Raw genomic sequence first — 19,533 nt, 5'->3', positions numbered from 1 at the left:
TCAGGCGTCGAGCGCGCGCCGCGCGGCCGCGACGACCTCGGCGTCGGTGACGAAGTGCGCCGAGCCGTCGTCCCCGGCGCCCATCGGCACCCCGGCGTGCGTGCTGTCCGCGGCCGGACGTTTGGCCGACAGATGCACGGCGGCGGCGCCGGTGGCGAGCAGTGCACGGACGTCGGCGGGGGTGACGCCGGCACCGGCCATCACCTGCACGGGCCCGGCGGCCTCGACCATGCGCGCGATCGTCGCCGCACCGGCGACCGCGGTGGGGGCGGCGCCCGAGGTCAGGACGCGGGTGAACCCGAGCGCGGCGAGCGACCCGGCTTCGGCGACGGGGTCGGTCGCGTGGTCGATCGCGCGGTGCAGGGTGATCTCGGCGGTGGCGCTGACCGAGCGGGCGGCGTCCACGAAGCGGCGGAGGGCGTCCTCGTCCAGGGTCCGGTCGGGGCGCAGGGCACCGACCACGACGCCAGCGGCCCCGGAGCGCAGGACCGTGCGGACCTCGCGCACCATGAGCTCGACCTCGTCGGGGGAGTGCACGAACCCGCCCGGGCGGCAGCGGACCAGCGCGTGCGCGGGGATCCCGGTCTCGTGGGTCGTCTCGACCAGGGCCTGTGAGGGCGTGAGTCCGCCGAGCTCGAGACCGACGCAGAGTTCGACGCGGTCGGCGCCACCGTCCCGCGCGGTGATCGCACCGGCGGGTGAGGTGACGGCGATCTCGAGTGCGGCGGTGGTGCTCATGCAGGGGCTCCGAGCGGTTCGTTGGAGGCGGGGACGATGCGGGCGCGGAGGTCCGGTGCCGTCGGGAACACTCGATCGTAGGGGAACATCGGCCGCTCGATCCTGTGGTGCCCGAGGCGCAGCAGGTCCTGGTCGACACCGCCCGGGGTGAGCGCGAGCATCCAGTCAGCGGACATGTCGAACAGCTCCGGTTCGAGGTACCCGATCTTCACGATGACGACGTCCGCCTGCCGCGGCGCCAGGTCGAGGTCGGTGAAGTCGTGCTCGTGGTGGTACGGCTTCCGCAGCTTCGTCAGGATCGCGAAGACGCTACCGACCTGCAGCACGACCTCGGTCTCGGCGTCGCGGTCACCCTGTTTGATCGCGTGCACCCGGCCGGTCATCGTGATCGGGCCCGCGTGCACGTGGTCGACCTCGGCACCGGCGGTCACGGTGATCGTCGCACCGACGCCGGCGTCCACCGCCGCGGCGACGGCGGCCGGTCCGGGCACGCTCGCGTAGATGACGGTCGGGCCGGACGGGTCCTGGAACTCCGGGCGGGCGAGCACCTGCGTCAGGCCCCAGGTCATGTCCCCGGAGCCGCCCGCCGTGGGGTTGTCGCCCGAGTCCGAGACGAAGTACGGCTTCGCGGCGCCCGGGGCGAGCGCGGCGTCGAGGCACTCCTCGAACGTGCCGGTCGGTGCGACGAACACGAAGTCCTCGCGGACGTCCCAGAACGCCGCCGCGAGCCGCTCGGCACCGGCGGCGACGGCGGCCTCGTCCCACCCGGTGACGACGGTGACGGCCTGGTCGCGGGGCTGGTCGGCCCAGGCGTACCCGACCCAGATCGCGGCGTCGAGCACACCCTCGGTCTGCTCGACGAGCGGGACCTGCGAGTACAGGGACTTCGCCGGCTCGAGACGGGTCGAGGTCTGCTCGCCGGGCAGCAGGACGGGGATCGGGACCCAGGCCTTCACGGGTCGCTGCGCACCGACCGGGCGTTCGGTGAGCACGTCGACGAGGTTCCGGACGGCACGCTCCTTCGTCTCGAGGGTGTCCTCGTGCGGGGCCATCCGGTAGCACGTGACGAGGTCGACCTGGTGGGCGAGCTCGCGCGTGACGTTGCCGTGCAGGTCCATCGACGCGGACACGATGACGTCGGGGCCGACGACCGCGCGGATGCGACCGAGCAGGTCCGTCTCCGCGTCGTCGAGCCCCTCGACCACCATCGCGCCGTGGATGTCGTACCAGAGCCCGTCGACCGGACCCATCGCACCCAACCGCTCGACGATCTCGTCGGCCAGGGCTTCGTACGACGCCCGGTCGACGATCCCGCCGGGCAGCGCGTGCCCGATGAGCGCCCCGCGGAAGTCCGCCCGGTCGGCCATGGTCGCCAGGAACGGGTACCGGGCGACGGCCTCGTCGCCGCGGTCCGGGTGGAACGCGGGGGCGTGGGTCCGGGTCGGCGTGAACGTCGACGTCTCGATGGCCAGGCCGGCGATGGCGATGACCGGGCGACGGGCACCAGCGGTGCTGGCGGGGGCGGCGGGGGTGACGGGACCGGTCTCAGACACGGACGCTCCTGTTCCTGGTGGTGGACTGGGGGATGGGCGCGGAGAGCTCCTCGAGCGAGGCAGCGAGGCCCCGCTGCAGGGCGAACTGGCCGGCGCCGACGAGCCCGGCGTCGGCACCGAGCGACACCGGCTCGATGGCCAGGTGCTGGGTCATCAACGGGTGGCAGCTCTCGTAGAGCTGGCTGCGCACGGCGGCGATGAACGGGTCGAGGGTCGACAGGATGCCGCCCAGGTAGACGGCGTCCGGGTTGAAGAAGTTCACGTTGGCGGCGAGCACCTCGCCCAGGTACTTGCCCGCCATCCGCACGGCACGGGTGGCCTCGGGGTGTGCGTCCGAGGCGAGCCGGACGACGTCGGCGGTCGAGGCGACGTCGACCCCCGCGTTCGACAGGATCCGGACCAGGGCGGCCCCGGACGCCACCGTCTCGAGGCAGCCGGTGTTGCCGCACGAGCACGGGGTGTCCCCGGCGGCGTCGATCCGCACGTGCGTGATGTCCCCGGCCGCACCGGTCGACCCGCGGTAGAGCCGACCGTCGATGACGATGCCCGCGCCGATCGCCGAGCCGGCCTTGATCGTGATGGTCTGGCGTCGAGCGGGGTCCTGCACGGTCTGCTCACCCGCCGCCATGCAGTTCGCGTCGTTGTCGACGATCGCCGGCAGGCCGAACCGGTCGCTCAGCCACGCGGCCACGGGGAACCCGTTCCACCCCGGCATCCGGCTCGGCAGGTCCACGACCCCGGCGACGACGTCGACGGGCCCGGGCAGGCTGAGCCCGACGCCCCGCAGCCCCTCGCGACCACGGTCGTCGGCGAGCCGCTCGAGCAGCGCGGCCAGGCGCTGGAGCCCGGCGGTCGGACCGTCGGAGAGCGCGAACGGGACGTTCGCGACCGACTCGAGCGCGCCTCCAGGCAGGACCACGCCGATGCGCGCGTGCCCGCCACCGACGTCCGCGGCGACCGCGTACTCGTCGACGCCGCCGATGCGGAGCACCTTGCGGGGGCGACCGCCGGTCGAGACGTCGGTGCCCTCCTCGGCGAGGATCCCGTGCTCCAGGAGCTGGCCGACGACGTGCGAGACGGTCGACGGGGCGGCTCCGAGCACCTTGGCGATCTCGGTCCGGCTGGCGGCCTGCCCCGATGCGACGAGCTCGAGGACGCGGGCGCTGAGATCGGCCACGACTTTCTCCAATCCGGGCGGAACGGGAACGGAACACCGGTCGGTGGTCCGTTCTGCCGCGAGCCTACGGGGCGGATCGAGCGGTCCACCCTTTCGTCCGTTCGGCAGTAACGCAGTTTTTACATCGAGATGTTTGTTTTTCCAATTGCTTTGGTCCTTGACTGTCCTCGTGCCGCTCGGCACCCGTGCTCCACCTCCCCGAAGTCCCTCGCACAAGGAGACACCGCATGTCCAAGCCCCGTCGCTGGGCGCTCCTCACCGGAGCTGCGATCGCCGTGAGCGCGCTGCTCGCCGGCTGTTCCGGAGGCGGCAACGCCTCGCAGGGATCGACCGACGAGATCGACTACGCGCTCCCCGCCAACTTCACGCCGAACTGGATCCTGCCGATCGGCACCGCCGCGCACCTCAACACGAACAACGGCTCCATCGCCCAGTCGCTGTACGAGCCGCTCGTCGCGTACGACGGCTCCACCGGCAAGATCGCGTGGAACAAGGCCGGCTCCGTCGCCACCGACGCGAAGTTCGCCGACGACGGCAAGAGCGTCACCATGACGCTCGGCGACCGGCACTGGTCGGACGGCGAGGCGATCACGAGCCGCGACGTCGGGTTCTGGTTCAACCTGATCAAGGCGAACAAGGACCAGTGGGGCTCGTACTCCAAGGGCAAGGCGCCGGACAACTGGACGTCGTTCAAGGCCGTCGACGACACGCACTTCACCATCACGTTCGACAAGGCCTACAACTCGGACTGGATGCTCGCCAACCAGCTGAGCCACATCATCCCGCTGCCCCAGCACGCCTGGGACAAGACCAGCGCGACCGCGAAGGTGACCGACGCCGACGAGACCACCGCCGGCGCGAAGCAGGTGTGGAAGTACCTCAACACCGCCGCCGGCAAGATCTCCGACTACGCCACCGACGACCTGTGGAAGACCATCTCCGGTCCCTACGGCGTCAAGACCTTCACCACGGCCGGCAAGGTCACGCTGACGGCCAACAAGAAGTACGACGGCGGTGAGAAGCCGTCGATCACGACGGTGAACCTGCTGCCCTTCACCACGGCCGACGCCGAGGTGAACGCCGTCCGCTCCGGCGAGGTCGACTACGGCTACATCAACGCCACCGACATGGACCAGAAGTCCGCGTTCACGGCGAAGGGCTACGAGGTCGAGCCCTGGACCGGCTGGGCCATCACGTACATGCCGTACAACTTCAACAACCCCGACATGGGCGCTGTCTTCAAGCAGCTGTACGCCCGTCAGGCCGTCCAGATGTCGATCGACCAGACGTCGCTGTCGAAGGTCGTCTTCAACGGAACCGCCACCTCGACCTACGGTCCGATCCCGCAGGCACAGGAGTCCGACTACGTCTCCGACGTGCAGAAGTCGAACCCGTACCCGTTCAGCACCTCGAAGGCCAAGGACCTGCTGACCAACCACGGTTGGAAGGAGCAGGCCGGCACGATGGTCTGCACCGACCCGGGCACGTCCGCCAGCCAGTGCGGCGAGGGCGTCAAGGAGGGCACGAAGTTCTCGATGCAGGTCCTGTCGCAGTCCGGTTCGACCGTGACCGACAACATGATGAGCGCGATCCAGTCCTCGCTCGCGAAGACCGGCATCGACTTCACCATCAAGACCGCGCCGGTGTCGAGCGTGCTGTCGCAGACCCCGACCTGCACCTCGGACGAGGCCAGCTGCGACTGGGACCTGTCGTTCTTCGGCACCGCGGGCAGCTGGTACTTCCCGGCCTACCCGACCGGTGAGTCGCTGTTCCAGACCGGCGGTTCGGCGAACTTCGGCAGCTACTCGAACAAGGAGGTCGACTCCCTGATCGACGCGACCACCACCTCGACCGACGCCACCGCCGTGCAGGACTACAGCGCCGCGGTCGCGAAGGACCTGCCGGTGATCTGGCTGCCGAGCCCCGACTACCAGATCTCGGTCGTCAAGAAGGGCCTGTCCGGCTTCGACCAGGACTCGCTCGCCAACTTCCACCCGGCCCAGTGGAAGTGGACCAAGTAGGAAACCGACCCTGGAGGCGCGGTGCGCGGCCGACGCGCACCGCGCCTCCTCCCCGGCTCACGTCTCCAATCCGACCATCGGAAGCCGCATGACCACAGCTCTCTACCTCACCAGGCGCGTCCTGCAGGCGCTCGCGGTGATCCTCATCGTCACCGTCGTGGTGTTCTGCCTGCTGCACGCGCTGCCCGGCGGCCCCGCCCGCGGCGTGCTCGGCGTCTCCGCGACCCCCACGCAGATCGCCCAGTTCAACCAGGCGCAGGGGCTCGACCAGCCGCTGCCCGTGCAGTACCTTCGGTTCCTCGGTCGTCTGCTGACCGGCGACCTCGGCACCTCGTACACGCTCAACGAGCCGGTCTCGCAGCTCATCGCCGAGCGCCTGCCGAAGACCCTCGTGCTCACCGGCATCTCCGCGGTGCTCGGACTCGTCGTCGCGATCCCGGTCGGGATGCTCCAGGCGGCCCGCCGCAACGGTGCGGTCGACTACGCCGCCACCGCCCTGGCCTTCGTCTTCTACTCGACGCCGGCGTTCTTCCTGGGGCTCGTCCTGATCATCGTCTTCAGCCAGCAGCTGCCGTGGCTGCCGTCCCAGGCCCCGAGCGGCACCACCCTGGCCGAGGTGTTCCAGGACCCCGCCGGACTCGTGCTGCCCGTGGTCACCGGAGCCCTCGCGATGATCGCGGTGTTCAGTCGGTACATGCGCGCCTCGACGCTCGAGAACCTGCAGGAGGACTACGTCCGCACCGCCCGTGCCGGCGGCGCCTCGACCGCGACGATCCTGCGACGGCACGTGTTCCGGAACTCGCTGACCCCGGTCGTCGCGATGCTCGGGTACTACCTGCCGGTGCTGTTCGGCGGCGCGCTGGTGACCGAGCAGCTGTTCAACTACCCCGGCATGGGGCTGCTGTTCTGGAACGCCGCGCAGTCCTCCGACTACCCGACGCTGCTCGGCTGCGTGCTCGTCATCTCCATCGCGACCGTCATCGGCACCCTGCTCGCCGACGTCGCACAGTCCTTGATCGATCCCCGAGTGAAGGCGAGCCGCGCATGACCGCCACGTCAGCCATCGATGCTGCGTCCACCCATGACGTGAAGGCGAGCCGCGCATGACCGCCGTCCAAATGGCCCCCGAAGCCCCGGGCGCCCCCGTCACCGTCGCGGCCACCGGGTTCCGGCTCGCCGCCCGACGCTTCCGGGGCAACACCCTCGCCGTGATCGGCCTCGCCCTGATCGTCGTCATCGTGCTGTTCTGCTTCGTCGGCCCGTTCGTGTACCCGACCGACCAGACCCACACACTGCTCGAGCAGGCCAACCAAGGTCCGAGCGCCGCGCACTGGCTCGGCACCGACGCCGTCGGCCACGACGTCCTCGGCCGCCTGATGTACGGCGGCAAGGTCTCCCTGATGGTGGGCATCGCCGCCGGGGTCCTGGCCACCGTCGTCGGCACCCTGTGGGGCTCCGTTGCCGGATACGTCGGCGGCTGGGTCGACGCCCTGATGATGCGGGTCGTCGACGCCGGCATCGCGATCCCGGCCCTGTTCATCCTGCTCGTCATCTCGGCGATCACGAACCCGGGCGTCGGTGGCCTCATCGTCATCCTCGGCCTGGTGTCGTGGCTCGTGCCGTCCCGCCTGATCCGCGCCGAGACCCTGACGCTCAAGAACCGCGACTACGTCCTGACCCTGCGCGCGATCGGCGGCTCGCACGCCCGCGCGATCGGCAAGCACCTGCTGCCGAACTCGGTGTCGACGATCGTCGTCGCGGCGACGTTCCAGGTCGCCGACGCGATCCTGCTGGTCGCCTACGTCTCGTACCTCGGGCTCGGTGTGCAGCCGCCCGCGACGGACTGGGGCGGCATGCTCTCGGCGGGTCTCACCGCCGCCTACTCCGGACGCTGGTGGCTCATCGTGCCGCCGGGTCTGGCCGTGATCCTGGTCGTCTGCGCGTTCAACGCGGTGGGCGACGGACTGCGGGACGCCTTCGACGTGCGGGGCCGCTGATGACCAACGAACCGATCCTGCGGACGACCGACCTCGGCGTCTCCTTCAGCACCGAGTCGGGCACCGTCGACGCCGTGCGGGGGGTGTCCCTGTCGGTCGCCCCCGGCGAGACCCTCGCCCTGGTCGGCGAGTCCGGCTCCGGCAAGTCAACCGTCGCCCTCGCCGCGATGGGCCTGCTCTCCGGCAACGCGACGGCCTCGGGCAGTGCCGTCGTCGCCGGACACGAGGTCGTCGGCGCCCCCGAACCCGCGCTCCGGGCCCTGCGCGGCTCGACCGTCTCGATGGTCTTCCAGGAGCCCGCGACCGCCCTCGACCCGCTCACCCGCGTCGGTGCCCAGATCGCCGAGGTGATCCGGAACCACCGTGACGTCTCCGCGTCCGCCGCCGCGGCCGAGGCCGTCGACCTGCTCCGTCGCGTCGGCATCCCCGACCCCGAGTCCCGTACCCGGTCGTTCCCGTTCCAGCTGTCGGGTGGGCAGCGTCAGCGCGTGGTCATCGCGATGGCGATCGCGAACGCGCCGAAGCTGCTCATCGCGGACGAGCCGACCACGGCCCTCGACGTGACCGTGCAGGCCGAGATCCTCGAGCTCCTGCGCGCGCTCGCCGTCGAGACCGGCACCGGCGTGCTGCTCGTCACGCACAACATGGGAGTCGTCGCAGACTTCGCCGACCGGGTCGCGGTCATGCTCCAGGGCGAGATCGTCGAGACCGGTGGCGTCGAGGACGTCCTGCTCCGCCCCGAGCACGAGTACACCAAGCGGTTGCTCGCCGCGGTGCCGCGGCTCGACGTGGCGGGGGACCGTCCGTCGGCTCCCCTCACCGACGCGGAGACCGAGCCGGCCGGGAGGCCCGGTGCGGCCCCGGTGGTCGACCTGCGGGACGTCTCGGTGACGTTCGGGCGCGGGGCGCGCGCCGTCCGCGCGCTCGCGGGCATCGACATCGCGGTGCACGCCGGTGAGACCGTCGGCCTGGTCGGCGAGTCCGGCTCCGGCAAGTCGACCGCGGCCCGGGTGGCGCTCGGGCTCATCAAGCCGACCTCCGGCACGGTGTCGCTGTTCGGGCAGGACCTGCGGACCGCGAAGGGCCGTGACCGCCGTGCCCTCCGCTCCGGCATCGGCGTCGTGTTGCAGGACCCGGTGGCGTCCCTCGACGCCCGGATGTCGGTGGCCGAGTGCATCGCGGAGCCCCTCGCCGTGCACCGTCGCGGGATGTCCTCGGCCGATCGTCGTCGTCGCATCGACGAGGTGCTCGACGCCGTCCGGCTGCCGCGGACCCTGGCGTCCCGTGCCCCCCGCGAGCTGTCCGGAGGGCAGCGCCAGCGGGTCTCGCTCGCCCGGGCGCTGGTGCTCGAACCGCGGTTGCTCGTCGCCGACGAACCCACCTCGGCGCTCGACGTCAGCGTGCAGGAGACCGTGCTCGAGGTCCTCGGCGAGCTGCAGGACGACCTCGGTTTCGCGTGCCTGTTCGTCTCGCACGACCTGGCCGTCGTGCAGCACTTCGCCGAGCGCGTCGTCGTGATGCGCCAGGGCGTCGTCGAGGAGCAGGGCACGACCGGCACGACGCTGCTGCACCCCACCACCGACTACACCCGTCGCCTGCTCGCCGCGGTACCGGTGCCCGACCCCGTGCTGCAACGGCAGCGTCGGACGGAGCGCCTCGCCTCACTCGCGGCGGTGACCGCGTGACCCGGGTCCTGGCCGGGGTGGACGTCGGCGGCACCAACACGAAGGTCGTCCTGACGACGCCCGACCTCGAGGTCATCGACCGCCTCGACCTGCCGACGCCCGCCCACGCGGGCGGGGCGGCGATCGTGACGGCCGCACTCGGGGCCGTGACGGGTCTGCTCGAGACGCACCGGGCCTCCTTGGCGGGTGTCGGGGTGGGCGCGGCCGGCGTCGTCGACCGGACCACGGGGACCGTCCTGGTCACCGGCAACTCGTTCACCGGTTGGGCCGGGTACGGCGTGACCCGCGCGGTGACGGACGCCCTCGGCGTCCCCGCAACCCTGGACAACGACGTGAACGCGTTCCTGCTCGGCGAGATCGCCACCGGTGCGGTCGTGGGGGAGTCCGACGTGCTCGGCATGACCCTCGGCACCGGTGTCGGCGGCGCGCTCGTGCTCGACGGACAGCTCTTCGCTGGCCCGCGCGGTGCCGCGGGTGAGATCGGCCACGTCCCCGGCTTCGGCGACGCCCGGTGCACCTGCGGGCAGACCGGGCACCTGGAGACCATCGCGGGCGCGCGCGGTATCGCCGACCGCTACGCCGAACGCTCCGGGCGGATGCTCTCGGCACGGGACGTCGCCGTCGCCGCACGCGGTGGGGACGCCGACGCGGCCGCCGTCTTCGCCACGGCGGGGTGGGGCCTGGCGCGGGCCGCACTGCTGACCGCGGGGATCCTCGACGTCACCACCGTCCTGATCGGCGGCGGGATCGCACGGTCCTGGGACCTGCTCGAACCGGCCATCGCGGCGGCGATCGCCGCGGAACCACCCGTCAGCGGGGCGACGATCCGGCTCGCGCAGTCGACGCTCGGGTCCGACGCCGTGGCACTCGGCGCAGCGGCGCAGGTGCGAGCGCGCGTGCTGGAGCCGGAGACCGCGTAGCGGGGGAGCGCCCGGTCAGGGCACCCAGACGACGATGCCGCGCAGGTCGTGGAGCACGGCGGCGAGGCCGGCGCGCAGGCCACGGGCCGCGCGGTCCTCGGTGAAGGTCTCCGGGTCGTAGTGGCTCGACGGCCCGAGGCCCTCGCCGCGGAACCCGCCGCCCGTCCAGTCCGCCGCCGTGACGTTCGACGTCGGCTCCGCGATCTCGGCACCGACGACCAGGAACTGCTGGTGGAGCGCGGTCGGTGAGACCGCCGCGAGCGGGTCGACCATGTGGTTGCCGACGGTGATCACCAGGTCGGGCTCGGCGTCGACGGCGCGCAGGACCGCGGCGATCCGGTCGTCGGGGCCCTTCGCCGAGACCGGGGTGACGGTGACGTCCTCGTCCGCGGCCCACGACTCGACGGCGTCGAGCAGGGTCCGGGTCGGAGCGTCGGCGGCGTCACCCGCGTCGGAGAGCAGCACGACGTCGTAGCCGGCGGGGGCGTGCACCCCGGACCACGAACCGGGCTCGGGGTGGATGGTTGCCTCGGGCGCCGGCGGCTGGTCGGGGTCGGAGAACCCGGTGCCCAGGACCCCGGCCGAGGCGTGCGCCGACGCGGTCGCCGTCGGGCCGGTGCCGCCGGTGGTGCCGTTCGACGCCCCGGAGCAGCCGGCCAGCAGAGCGGTGCCGGCCGCGGCGACGGCGACGGCGGTCAACAGGGAGGTCGTCCGGGTGGCGGGGCGGATCACGGCACCATGCAAGCACGCCCGACGGCCGCTCCGGGCTGGTACGGGGACCTGTCCGACCGCCGTCCCGTTGCTGGTCACCGGTTGTTCACCTGCCGGTCGTCTGCGGGCCGGATCGTCTGCGCGTGCCCTCCGGAACCACCGCCGCGCTCCTGCGCGCCCGCCCTGCCCGCTCCTTCCCCCTGTTCGCGCTCGTCGCACGGGTCGTCGCCGCGCTCGTCCTGCTCGGGGTGGTCGTGATCGGCGTGCTCGCGGGGGCGTCACCGGCGTCGGCGCACGGCTTCAGCTCGGTGGTCTACGCCGACGTCACGTCCACGAAGCCGACCGTCGTGCAGGCGAAGCTCGGGCTCGAGTACGACCTGATGCTCGTCTCGGTGGCCACGAGCGAGCACGACGACGCGCTGCACGAGCAGGGGCAGCAGGCCTGGGACGACGGGGACTTCCCGGGGATGGTGACGGCCGCCGAGGCACACACCGACGCGATCGGGAAGTACCTGTTCGACCGGTTCCGGGTGACCGGAGCCGGCGGGCAGGTCTGCACGGGCACGCTCGACGACACGGTCACCGTCGACCTGCAGGACGAGGTGCCGTACGCCCACGTGACCGCGGACTTCACCTGCCCGGAACCGTCGGAGACGCAGTCCGGGCACGTGGTGTCGTCGGAGCTCTTCCCCGACGACGAGACCTTCGTGCGCGACACCAAGACGATCGTCACCTACGACGTCGACGCCCGGACGGGTTCGGCCACCCTCGACGCCTCGCAGCGCACGTTCTCGACCGAGCAGTCCGCGGGTGAGCGCTTCTGGGAGTTCTTCCGGCTCGGCGCCGAGCACCTGCTGACCGGGATCGACCACATCCTGTTCCTCGTGGCGCTCATCGCCGGGTCGCGTCGCCTGCGTGAGGTCGTCTACACGGCGTCCGCGTTCACGATCGCCCACTCGATCACGTTCATCCTCGCCGCCCTCGGTGTGGTCAGCCCGCCTGCGATCGTCGTCGAGCCGCTCATCGCCCTGTCGATCGCCGCGGTCGCCGGCTGGTACCTGTGGCGGCTCTGGCGTCGTCGATCGCGGGCCGACGAACTGGTGGTCGGTGAGCACGGACACTTCTCGCTCGACCGCGCCGGGTGGACCCGCCTGGCCGTCGTCTTCGCCTTCGGGCTCATCCACGGGCTCGGGTTCGCCGGGGCCCTCGGGATCCACGAGGCGTTCTCGTGGCAGCTGCTCGTCTCGCTCCTCATCTTCAACGTCGGCATCGAGGCCGTGCAGCTCGCGATCATCGTCATCGTCTTCCCGCCGCTCTCGCTGCTGCGGCGGAAGGCGCACCGGGTGTCGCTCTGGGTGACGGGCGCCGTGACCGCCGGCGTGTTCGTGATGGGGGTGATCTGGTTCGTCGAGCGGCTCGCGGCGGGCTGACGCTCGCCACCGAACAGCTGGCACGTCGCGTTCGTTCCTGAACAGCGACGAACTGTCACTCAGCGTTTACCAAGACGTTTTGCAGTGCATGCAGAGTCTTCCGTGCTGCACCATCCCACGTCTGAGAAACGGACCAACATGAGTCTCCTGTCCGGCGCCACTACCCGGCGCAGAACCACCACCCTCCGCGTCTGCGGAGCCGTCCTCGGGGCCGCGCTCATCGCCGGTGCCTCGATGGTCGGCACGAACGCCGCCACCGCTGCGACGAACACCCCCACCACCAACATCTCGACCGGTGGCCCGATCCACATCCTGCTCGGCGTCGGCGCGACCGAGAGCCAGCGCATCGCCTCGTGGTACTTCCCCACGAACGTCGCGCAGTCGCTCGAGATCCAGAAGACCGCGTCCATGACGGACGGCGTCTTCACGGACGCCAAGCAGACGGTCGCCGCCTCGGAGGCCGCGAACACCGCAGCCGACTCGAGCGCGACCGACTCGAACACCAAGAGCATCCCGGGCATCGCCGCCGAGTCGGGCTACATCAACGCGCACGCGACGATCTCGGCCCTCGAGCCGAACACGTCGTACACGTACCACGTCGGTGCGGCGGACGGCTCGGCCTGGTCCGCGTCGTACACCTTCACCACGAAGAGCTTCTCCGGTGACTTCGACTTCCTGTTCTTCGGTGACCCGCAGATCGGTTCGTCCGGCTTCACCGACGACGACGGCGCCGGCTGGGCGGACACGCTCAAGTACGCCACGTCGACCGAGCCGGACGCCGAGCTCCTGGTCTCCGGTGGTGACCAGGTCGAGCACGCCAACAACGAGTACGAGTGGGGCGCGTTCGCGGACAGCAGCGACGTGCTGAAGCGTTACCCGTGGGCCTCGACCATCGGCAACCACGACGTGGGTGGCAAGGCCTACGAGCAGCACAATCAGGTGCCGAACTCCCTCAAGGTGCCGGACTTCTACCCGGGCGGCAACACCACCGCGAACTCGGGTGGCGACTACTGGTACATGTACAAGGGCGTCCTGTTCATCGACATCAACTCGAACGCCTACGCGGCCGGTTCGGACGCTGCCCACGTGAACTACGTGCGCGACGTCATCAACCGCTACGGCGACGACGCGAAGTGGACGACGCTGGTCTACCACCACTCGATCTACTCGCCGGCCGACCACGCGAACGACAAGGACAACCAGCAGCGCCGGTTCGACTTCACGCGTTCGTTCTCGGACATGGGTGTCGACCTCGTCCTGCAGGGCCACGACCACTCCTACTCGCGCAGCTACGCGATCAAGAACGGCAAGAAGGCCAACGTCAACGAGCAGCCCGCTGCTCCCGAGGTCTTCTCCGGCCCCGGCGGCGTCATCTACATGACGGCGAACTCGGCCTCCGGCTCGAAGTACTACGACCTCACCACCCCGGACGCCACCCAGGGCTACGGCGCGGACCCGCTCGACCCCAAGGGTGAGCGTCACTTCGCCAACTCGGTCGAGAACCAGGAGCACGTCCGCACCTTCGTGAAGGTCTCGGTCACCGACGACAAGCTCGCCGTCGAGAACATCCGCGCCAGCGACTGCACCACGCTCAACTCGGCGGTGCAGCACGGCAAGGTGGACAGCTGCGGCGTGACCCTCCAGCCGACGGCCACGGCCGACCCGGCTGCGATCGGTTCGACGGTCGACAAGTTCAACCTGCACGCCACGCTGCCGACGACGACCACCACGCTCACCGCGTCGGCCGCCGAGCAGACCTACGGCACCGCCAAGCCGGCCACGGTCACCGCGACCATCGCCGGTGGCATCGGTACCCAGCAGGGCACCGTGACGTTCAAGGACGGCACCAAGGTCCTCGGCACCGCCCCGGTCAAGGGCGGCGCGGCCAGCATGACCCTGCCGAGCACGCTCGCCATCGGCAAGCACGCGGTCACGGCCTCGTTCGTCAACGCGGACCCGGTCTACTCGGGAACGAACTCGAAGACGGCGAAGGCCATGACGGTCACCGTCGAGAAGGCCCCGTCCCGCACCGCCATCAAGTACAGCGGCGGCAAGGCGACCGTCCAGGTGAAGGCCACCGGATTCAGCGTCGACGGCACCGCCCGGATCTACCAGGGCTCGAAGCGCCTCGCCACCGTCACGGTGGAGAACGGCGTGGTCACCACGAAGCTCCCGCTGAAGAAGGGCACGCACAACCTGCACGCCGTCTTCGCCGGGACGTCGGAGCTGACCACGAGCACCAGCCCGACCATCGCGGTCGTCATCAAGTAGCACCCGGCACCAGCAAGGGCCCCGCGATCTCGATCGCGGGGCCCTTCGCCGTGCAGTCCGGGGGTGGGCGCCCTGTCCTACCCGGGACCGGCGCCGCACCGGCTGACGGGAGACCCGAACTCCCAACCCGGTCGCTGGTGAAAGCGCCCGGTCAACCTGTGGTGAGCATGCGCCCACAGGCCCGGATCGCCTAGACACCCAGGCCAACTGCCAGGCTTTGAGCGAATGTTCAGACATTGCTAGGTAATCGCTGTGGAGAAGCGCATACTTCGAGCCACCGAGAATGCGCGCTCGTCGCCGACGTCACCCCGCCTCTCCTTGCAGGAAGCGGTCGGACCGTGCAGGCTCGCCATCTCAGACGCAGTTCCCTCCTGGTCGTGTCGGCGGCTGCCGTCGCCGCACTGATCACCCTCGGGACCGGGGGCGGAGCATCCGCCGCCACGGTCATCGACGGTCCGGTCAACCTCGGAACCGCATCGACCTACGGCGTCCTCGGCGCGAGCGCGGTCACCAACACCGGCCCCTCCGTGATCAACGGTGACCTCGGGTTGTCGCCGGGTACGTCCATCACCGGCTTCGGCGGCGCACCGAACGGCGTCGTCAACGGCACCACGCACCAGACCGACGCCGCGGCCGCACAGGCCCAGCGCGACACCACCACCGCGTACAACGTCGCCGCGTCGCTCTCCCCGACCCAGACCGGTCTGACCGAGCTGAACGGCCTCTCGCTCTCACCCGGCGTGTACTCCGGCGGCGCCCTCGCCCTGGCCAACAACGGTGCGCTGACCCTGGCCGGCAGCGCGAACTCCGTGTGGGTGTTCCAGGCCGCGTCGACCCTGACCATCGGGTCCGCCAGCCAGATCGTCATCACCGGCGGTGCCAGCTCGTGCAACGTGTACTGGCAGGTCGGCAGCTCCGCCACCGTCGGCACCGGCGCCCAGTTCCAGGGCACCGTCCTGGCGCAGCAGTCCGTGACCGCCACCACCGGCGCGACCGTGCAGGGCCGACTGCTGGCCCGCACCGGCGCGGTCACCCTCGACACGAACACGATCACGGCCTCCAACGGCTGCCCCGCACCGGGCACGCCGTCCGAGTCGCCGACCATCACCTCGGGCACCCCGTCCGACGGCACCGTGGACGTGCCCTACTCGTCCACCGTCACCGCGACCGGTACCCCGAACCCGACCTTCACCGCCACGGGCCTGCCCGACGGCCTGACGATCGACAGCACCACCGGCGTCATCTCCGGCACCCCGACCACCCCGGGCACCTCGACCGTGACGATCACCGCGTCGAACGGCACCAGCCCGGACGACACCCAGACGGTCACCATCACGGTCCGCGCCCCGGCACCGGTGCCCACCGCGACACCCACCCCGACGGCACCCGCAGTGGTGCCCACCGCCACCCCGAGCGGCCCCGCAGGCGCCGGCGGCGGCGGTGGCGGCGGAACCGACCAGCCCATCGGTGAGCTCGCGTTCACCGGCTCGGACCCGACCGTCCCGCTGAGCATCGCCGCGGCACTGCTCGCCGCGGGTGCAACGCTCATGGTCCTGCTGCGTCGTCGTCGCCGCACCGTCGGCCGCATCTGATCCACACGCAGACGGCCCCGCGACCCTGGTCGCGGGGCCGTCTGCGTGCCGTCACCGGCCTTGCGGTCGGTCCACGTGCCCGATTGCATGGGGGCATGCCGACCGACTGTGTCTTCGACGACGTGCCACGGGCCTCCCGGCTCGTCGAGGACGACCTGGTCGTCGCGTTGCTGGACGTGAACCCGGTCTCGCCCGGGCACAGCCTGGTCGTCCCGAAGCGCCACGTGGTGTCGTGGTTCGACGCCACCGCGGACGAAGTCGCCGCGATGACGCGGCTCGTCTGCGCACTCAAGCTGGTGCTCGACGACCGGTACCGACCCGACGGGTACAACGTCGGGTTCAACGACGGCACGGCAGCCGGGCAGACGGTGTTCCACGCCCACCTGCACGTCATCCCGCGGTACGCCGACGACGTGCCGGACCCGGCCGGCGGCATCCGGCACACGATCCCGGGCCGGGGCCACTACTCGCCCGGCACCCGGTGGTCACACCCGTGAGGACCCTCAGGGACTGAGCCGCCACCTCATCCTCCAGGACGATCCGCGGCGAGCAGCGCGCTCCCTACTGTTGGCGACGGAGCGTGCGGTGGCGCATGCCCGTCGCACCAGGGGAGATCCGACGTGAACCGTTCGCCGAGACGCCGTTCCACCATCGCGCTGCAGATCGCGTGTTCGACACTCATCGCCGGGGCGCTCGCCGTCTCCGGCACGATCGCGGCGTTGCCGGCCACGGCGGCACCGGGCGACGGGTCCACCGCCGCGACGGGGACGACCACGATCACGACGCCGGGCACGCCCGTCGCGCAGGGTGACGACTGGACGGTCACGCCGACCGACGGCGGGTACACCGTCGTCCTGACCCTCGCCGACCCCCTGCCGCTCCGTGCGGCGGCCCCCGTCCTGCTCGTGGACGGCACCGACATCGGCGTCGCGCAGACGAGCCTCGACCAGCGGCAGCTGACGGTCACCACGACCGACCCCGCGGTCGCCGATGCCCGCAGCGTCGAGCTCGGCTGGACGGGCGAGACCGACCTGCAGGGCAACAGGCAGGCCGCCACCGCACCGCAGACGGTCGCGCCGAGCGAAGCGCCGGCACCCCTGACCGACGACCCGGCGGCCGCGGGCCAGTACGCGGTCACCCGGGCCGACTACGACCTGGGCAACGAAGCCGAGACGATCAAGGGCTTCGGTCGCAAGGGCGAGATGCGTGCCGCTGTCTTCGTGCCGAAGGACGCCCCGGGCAAGCGTCCGGTCGTGGTGTTCCTGCACGGCCGCCACGAGGCCTGCTACGGCGGCACCTCCAACCCGAAGGCGTGGCCGTGCGGGAAGGGACAGACCGACATCCCGAGCTACCTCGGCTACAACGCGGCGGCGACCGCGCTGGCGAGCCACGGCAACGTCGTCGTGTCGATCTCCGCGAACGCGATCAACGCCCTCGACGGCAGCTACTCGGACGACGGCGGAGCGGTGGCCCGCGGGCAGCTCGTCCTCGACCACCTCAGCCTGCTGCAGCGGGCCGACGCCGGACAGGAACCCCGGCTCTCGCCGCTGCTCACCGGCAAGCTCGACCTGCAGGACGTCGGCCTCATGGGCCACTCGCGCGGTGGTGACGGCGTGGTCCGCGCGGCCCTGCTCAACACGCAGCGCACGAACCCCTTCGGCATCCGTGCCGTCCTGCCCCTGGCGCCGACCGACTTCGGCCGCATGACCCTGCCGGACACCAACACGGCGGTCGTCCTGCCGTACTGCGACGGCGACGTGTCCGACCTGCAGGGCCAGCACTTCTACGACGACTCCCGCACCGCCTTCGGGGACGACGTGCTGCGCTCCTCGGTCCTGGTGATGGGTGCGAACCACAACTTCTTCAACACGACGTGGACGCCGGGCAAGTACGCGAAGGCGTCGTCGGACGACTGGTACGACGAGTCCGACGCGGTCTGCGGGGCGAAGGCGAAGCGCACCACGCGGCTCTCGTCCGACCAGCAGTACGCCGTCGGCACGAGCCTGATCAGCGGCTTCTTCCGCCTGACGCTCGACGGTGAGCAGCAGTTCCTGCCGATGTTCGACGGCACCAACCGCCAGCCCGCCGCCCTGGGCACGGCCGACATCCGGGTGAGCGCCTCCCAGCCCGGCGCGAGCCGGCGCGACCTCGCCCTGTTCGACACCGCGAACCCGGCGATCACCACGACCGGCGCCCTGACGACGAAGACCTGCGCGAGCACCGACAACCTGCCCGCGAAGCAGATCCTGCCGGCGTGCGTCTCGATCTCGTCCAACGCCCCGGACTACACCCCGGCCTACCTGGCGTCCTCGGTGCCGGCCACCCCCGCCCTGCACGTCTCGCCCACCAAGGCGGCGACCGGCGGCCAGGTGCACGTCCCGGTGGCTCCGGCGGCCGGTGACTTCACGGGGTTCCAGGCGCTGTCGCTCCGCCTCACCCCGGACGACACCGCGACGACGAACGCGAACGTCTCGATCACCCTCCGCGACGCGACCGGTGCCGTGGCGACCCGACGCCTGTCCGACACCAGCCGTGCCGGACAGCTGCTCCCCGGTACCCGGATGGCCCCGCGCAAGACGATCCTGCAGCAGGCGCGCATCCCCCTCGACGCGTTCACCGGCATCGACCTGACGTCGGTGCGCGAGGTGACCATCGACGTCCCGCAGAAGAACAGTGGGGTCCTGCTGAGCGACCTGTCGCTCGTGCCCGCTGCAACCCTCGGCACCCCGGTGGTCACGAAGCGTCCCGCCGCACGCATCGCGGACCGGTTCGTCGACGAGGGCCGCACGCGCACGGTGGTGCGGGCAGCGGTCGTGCTCTCCCGACCGGCCGAGCAGGCCACCACCGTGTACTTCGACCTCGACCAGGCGTACGACGGGCGCATCCGCCCGGCGGTGCAGCCCGTCACGTTCCAGCCCGGTGAGGTCTGCCGCACGGTCGCGGTCTCGGTGAACGGGGACCGCACGCCGTCGTTCTCGCGGACATCGGACTACGCGATGACCCTCAGCAACACCCAGGGCGGTTCGGTGATCGGTGACTCGGTCGGCACGATGCGCATCCGCGAGGACGACGGCGTCCGCAGCGTGAACGGACGGCCGACTGCGTCCGCTCCGGCGGTCGGGACCCCGGGTGACGCGTGTGCCGAGGCACAGGCGACCAGCACGGCCATCGCCGTGACGCCGACGAGCAGCCGGAAGGGTGCCAAGGTCGCGATCTCGGCGACGGGGTTCCGCGCCGGCGAGTCGGTCACCGTCAGCATCGACGGCGGTCGGGCCACCCGCACGACGGCCAACGCCGACGGCAAGGTCCGCCTGAAGATCACGAAGGCCGTGGCGGCGCTGGCGCCGGGCACGCACGTGGTGCACGCCCGTGGCTACGGCTCGGACCAGCGGGCCCGGGGTACCTTCACGACGACGAAGTAGTGCGCACCCTCGGCAG

Annotated in this window: 14 protein-coding genes; 10 read left to right on the top strand and 4 right to left on the bottom strand. The window is 71.2% G+C overall.

Annotation, left to right across the window (positions count from 1 at the left end; translation table 11 throughout):
• The 3 genes from DEJ03_RS03450 to DEJ03_RS03440 are packed head-to-tail and all read right to left on the bottom strand — an operon-like array spanning position 1 to position 3,468.
• Entirely contained in the window at positions 1-738 is a 738-nt protein-coding gene (locus tag DEJ03_RS03450; RefSeq protein WP_110863519.1) for a copper homeostasis protein CutC, read from the bottom strand.
• On the bottom strand, positions 735-2,291 hold the full coding sequence (locus DEJ03_RS03445; protein ID WP_110863518.1) for a M81 family metallopeptidase: 1,557 nt from the start codon (positions 2,289-2,291) through the stop codon (positions 735-737). Before DEJ03_RS03445 ends, DEJ03_RS03450 begins: the two co-directional genes overlap by 4 nt.
• Complete coding sequence (locus DEJ03_RS03440) at positions 2,284-3,468, bottom strand: ROK family protein (protein WP_083404204.1); 1,185 nt, start codon at positions 3,466-3,468, stop codon at positions 2,284-2,286. Before DEJ03_RS03440 ends, DEJ03_RS03445 begins: the two co-directional genes overlap by 8 nt.
• 227 nt (positions 3,469-3,695) lie before the next feature.
• On the opposite strand from DEJ03_RS03440, the gene DEJ03_RS03435 reads away from it, so the two are divergent.
• From DEJ03_RS03435 to DEJ03_RS03415, 5 genes are all read left to right on the top strand, one after another.
• On the top strand, positions 3,696-5,489 hold the full coding sequence (locus tag DEJ03_RS03435) for a peptide ABC transporter substrate-binding protein (RefSeq protein ID WP_110863517.1): 1,794 nt from the start codon (positions 3,696-3,698) through the stop codon (positions 5,487-5,489).
• Between the two features lie 88 nt (positions 5,490-5,577).
• A complete protein-coding gene (locus DEJ03_RS03430; protein WP_027467218.1) occupies positions 5,578-6,537 on the top strand; it encodes an ABC transporter permease in 960 nt (319 codons plus the stop codon).
• Between the two features lie 55 nt (positions 6,538-6,592).
• Positions 6,593-7,486: an ABC transporter permease gene (locus DEJ03_RS03425; RefSeq protein WP_027467217.1), complete on the top strand. Its 894-nt coding sequence runs from the start codon at positions 6,593-6,595 to the stop codon at positions 7,484-7,486.
• Positions 7,486-9,171, top strand: coding sequence for an ABC transporter ATP-binding protein (locus DEJ03_RS03420; protein WP_110863516.1), 1,686 nt, complete (start codon positions 7,486-7,488; stop codon positions 9,169-9,171). The genes DEJ03_RS03425 and DEJ03_RS03420 overlap by 1 nt, the downstream gene beginning before the upstream one ends.
• A complete protein-coding gene (locus DEJ03_RS03415; protein WP_110863515.1) occupies positions 9,168-10,091 on the top strand; it encodes an ROK family protein in 924 nt (307 codons plus the stop codon). Before DEJ03_RS03420 ends, DEJ03_RS03415 begins: the two co-directional genes overlap by 4 nt.
• Positions 10,092-10,106: 15 nt before the next feature.
• Here DEJ03_RS03415 and DEJ03_RS03410 read toward each other — a convergent pair whose 3' ends face one another.
• Positions 10,107-10,823: a hypothetical protein gene (locus DEJ03_RS03410; RefSeq protein ID WP_110863514.1), complete on the bottom strand. Its 717-nt coding sequence runs from the start codon at positions 10,821-10,823 to the stop codon at positions 10,107-10,109.
• A gap of 122 nt (positions 10,824-10,945) precedes the next feature.
• Between DEJ03_RS03410 and DEJ03_RS03405 the strand changes: the two genes are divergently transcribed.
• The 5 genes from DEJ03_RS03405 to DEJ03_RS03385 all read left to right on the top strand — a co-directional run bounded on the left by DEJ03_RS03405 (position 10,946) and on the right by DEJ03_RS03385 (position 19,517).
• Positions 10,946-12,232 (top strand): HupE/UreJ family protein, encoded by a 1,287-nt coding sequence (locus DEJ03_RS03405; RefSeq protein ID WP_110863513.1) that lies wholly within the window; start codon positions 10,946-10,948, stop codon positions 12,230-12,232.
• Between the two features lie 138 nt (positions 12,233-12,370).
• Complete coding sequence (locus tag DEJ03_RS03400; RefSeq protein WP_110863512.1) at positions 12,371-14,503, top strand: Ig-like domain repeat protein; 2,133 nt, start codon at positions 12,371-12,373, stop codon at positions 14,501-14,503.
• A gap of 377 nt (positions 14,504-14,880) precedes the next feature.
• The gene (locus tag DEJ03_RS03395; protein ID WP_258370471.1) at positions 14,881-16,095 is read left to right on the top strand and encodes an ice-binding family protein; all 1,215 of its coding nucleotides are present in this window, start codon (positions 14,881-14,883) and stop codon (positions 16,093-16,095) included.
• A gap of 95 nt (positions 16,096-16,190) precedes the next feature.
• On the top strand, positions 16,191-16,592 hold the full coding sequence (locus DEJ03_RS03390; protein WP_110863510.1) for an HIT family protein: 402 nt from the start codon (positions 16,191-16,193) through the stop codon (positions 16,590-16,592).
• 123 nt (positions 16,593-16,715) lie between these two features.
• The gene (locus DEJ03_RS03385) at positions 16,716-19,517 is read left to right on the top strand and encodes a hypothetical protein (protein WP_110863509.1); all 2,802 of its coding nucleotides are present in this window, start codon (positions 16,716-16,718) and stop codon (positions 19,515-19,517) included.
• The last annotated feature ends 16 nt before the right edge of the window (positions 19,518-19,533 follow it).

This window comes from Curtobacterium sp. MCLR17_043 (assembly GCF_003224215.1).
Classification (GTDB): domain Bacteria; phylum Actinomycetota; class Actinomycetes; order Actinomycetales; family Microbacteriaceae; genus Curtobacterium; species Curtobacterium flaccumfaciens.
The sequence above is the reverse complement of the archived record's forward strand: the minus strand, read 5'-3'. Positions and strand labels throughout refer to the sequence as shown.

What these genes read in the sequence shown, in the direction of transcription:
- DEJ03_RS03420 (WP_110863516.1), top strand. Translation starts at nt 7,486, where the DNA reads ATGACCAACGAACCGATCCTGCGGACGACCGACCTCGGCGTCTCCTTC.
- DEJ03_RS03450 (WP_110863519.1), bottom strand. Translation starts at nt 738, where the DNA reads ATGAGCACCACCGCCGCACTCGAGATCGCCGTCACCTCACCCGCCGGT.
- DEJ03_RS03400 (WP_110863512.1), top strand. Translation starts at nt 12,371, where the DNA reads ATGAGTCTCCTGTCCGGCGCCACTACCCGGCGCAGAACCACCACCCTC.
- DEJ03_RS03435 (WP_110863517.1), top strand. Translation starts at nt 3,696, where the DNA reads ATGTCCAAGCCCCGTCGCTGGGCGCTCCTCACCGGAGCTGCGATCGCC.
- DEJ03_RS03390 (WP_110863510.1), top strand. Translation starts at nt 16,191, where the DNA reads ATGCCGACCGACTGTGTCTTCGACGACGTGCCACGGGCCTCCCGGCTC.
- DEJ03_RS03430 (WP_027467218.1), top strand. Translation starts at nt 5,578, where the DNA reads ATGACCACAGCTCTCTACCTCACCAGGCGCGTCCTGCAGGCGCTCGCG.
- DEJ03_RS03425 (WP_027467217.1), top strand. Translation starts at nt 6,593, where the DNA reads ATGACCGCCGTCCAAATGGCCCCCGAAGCCCCGGGCGCCCCCGTCACC.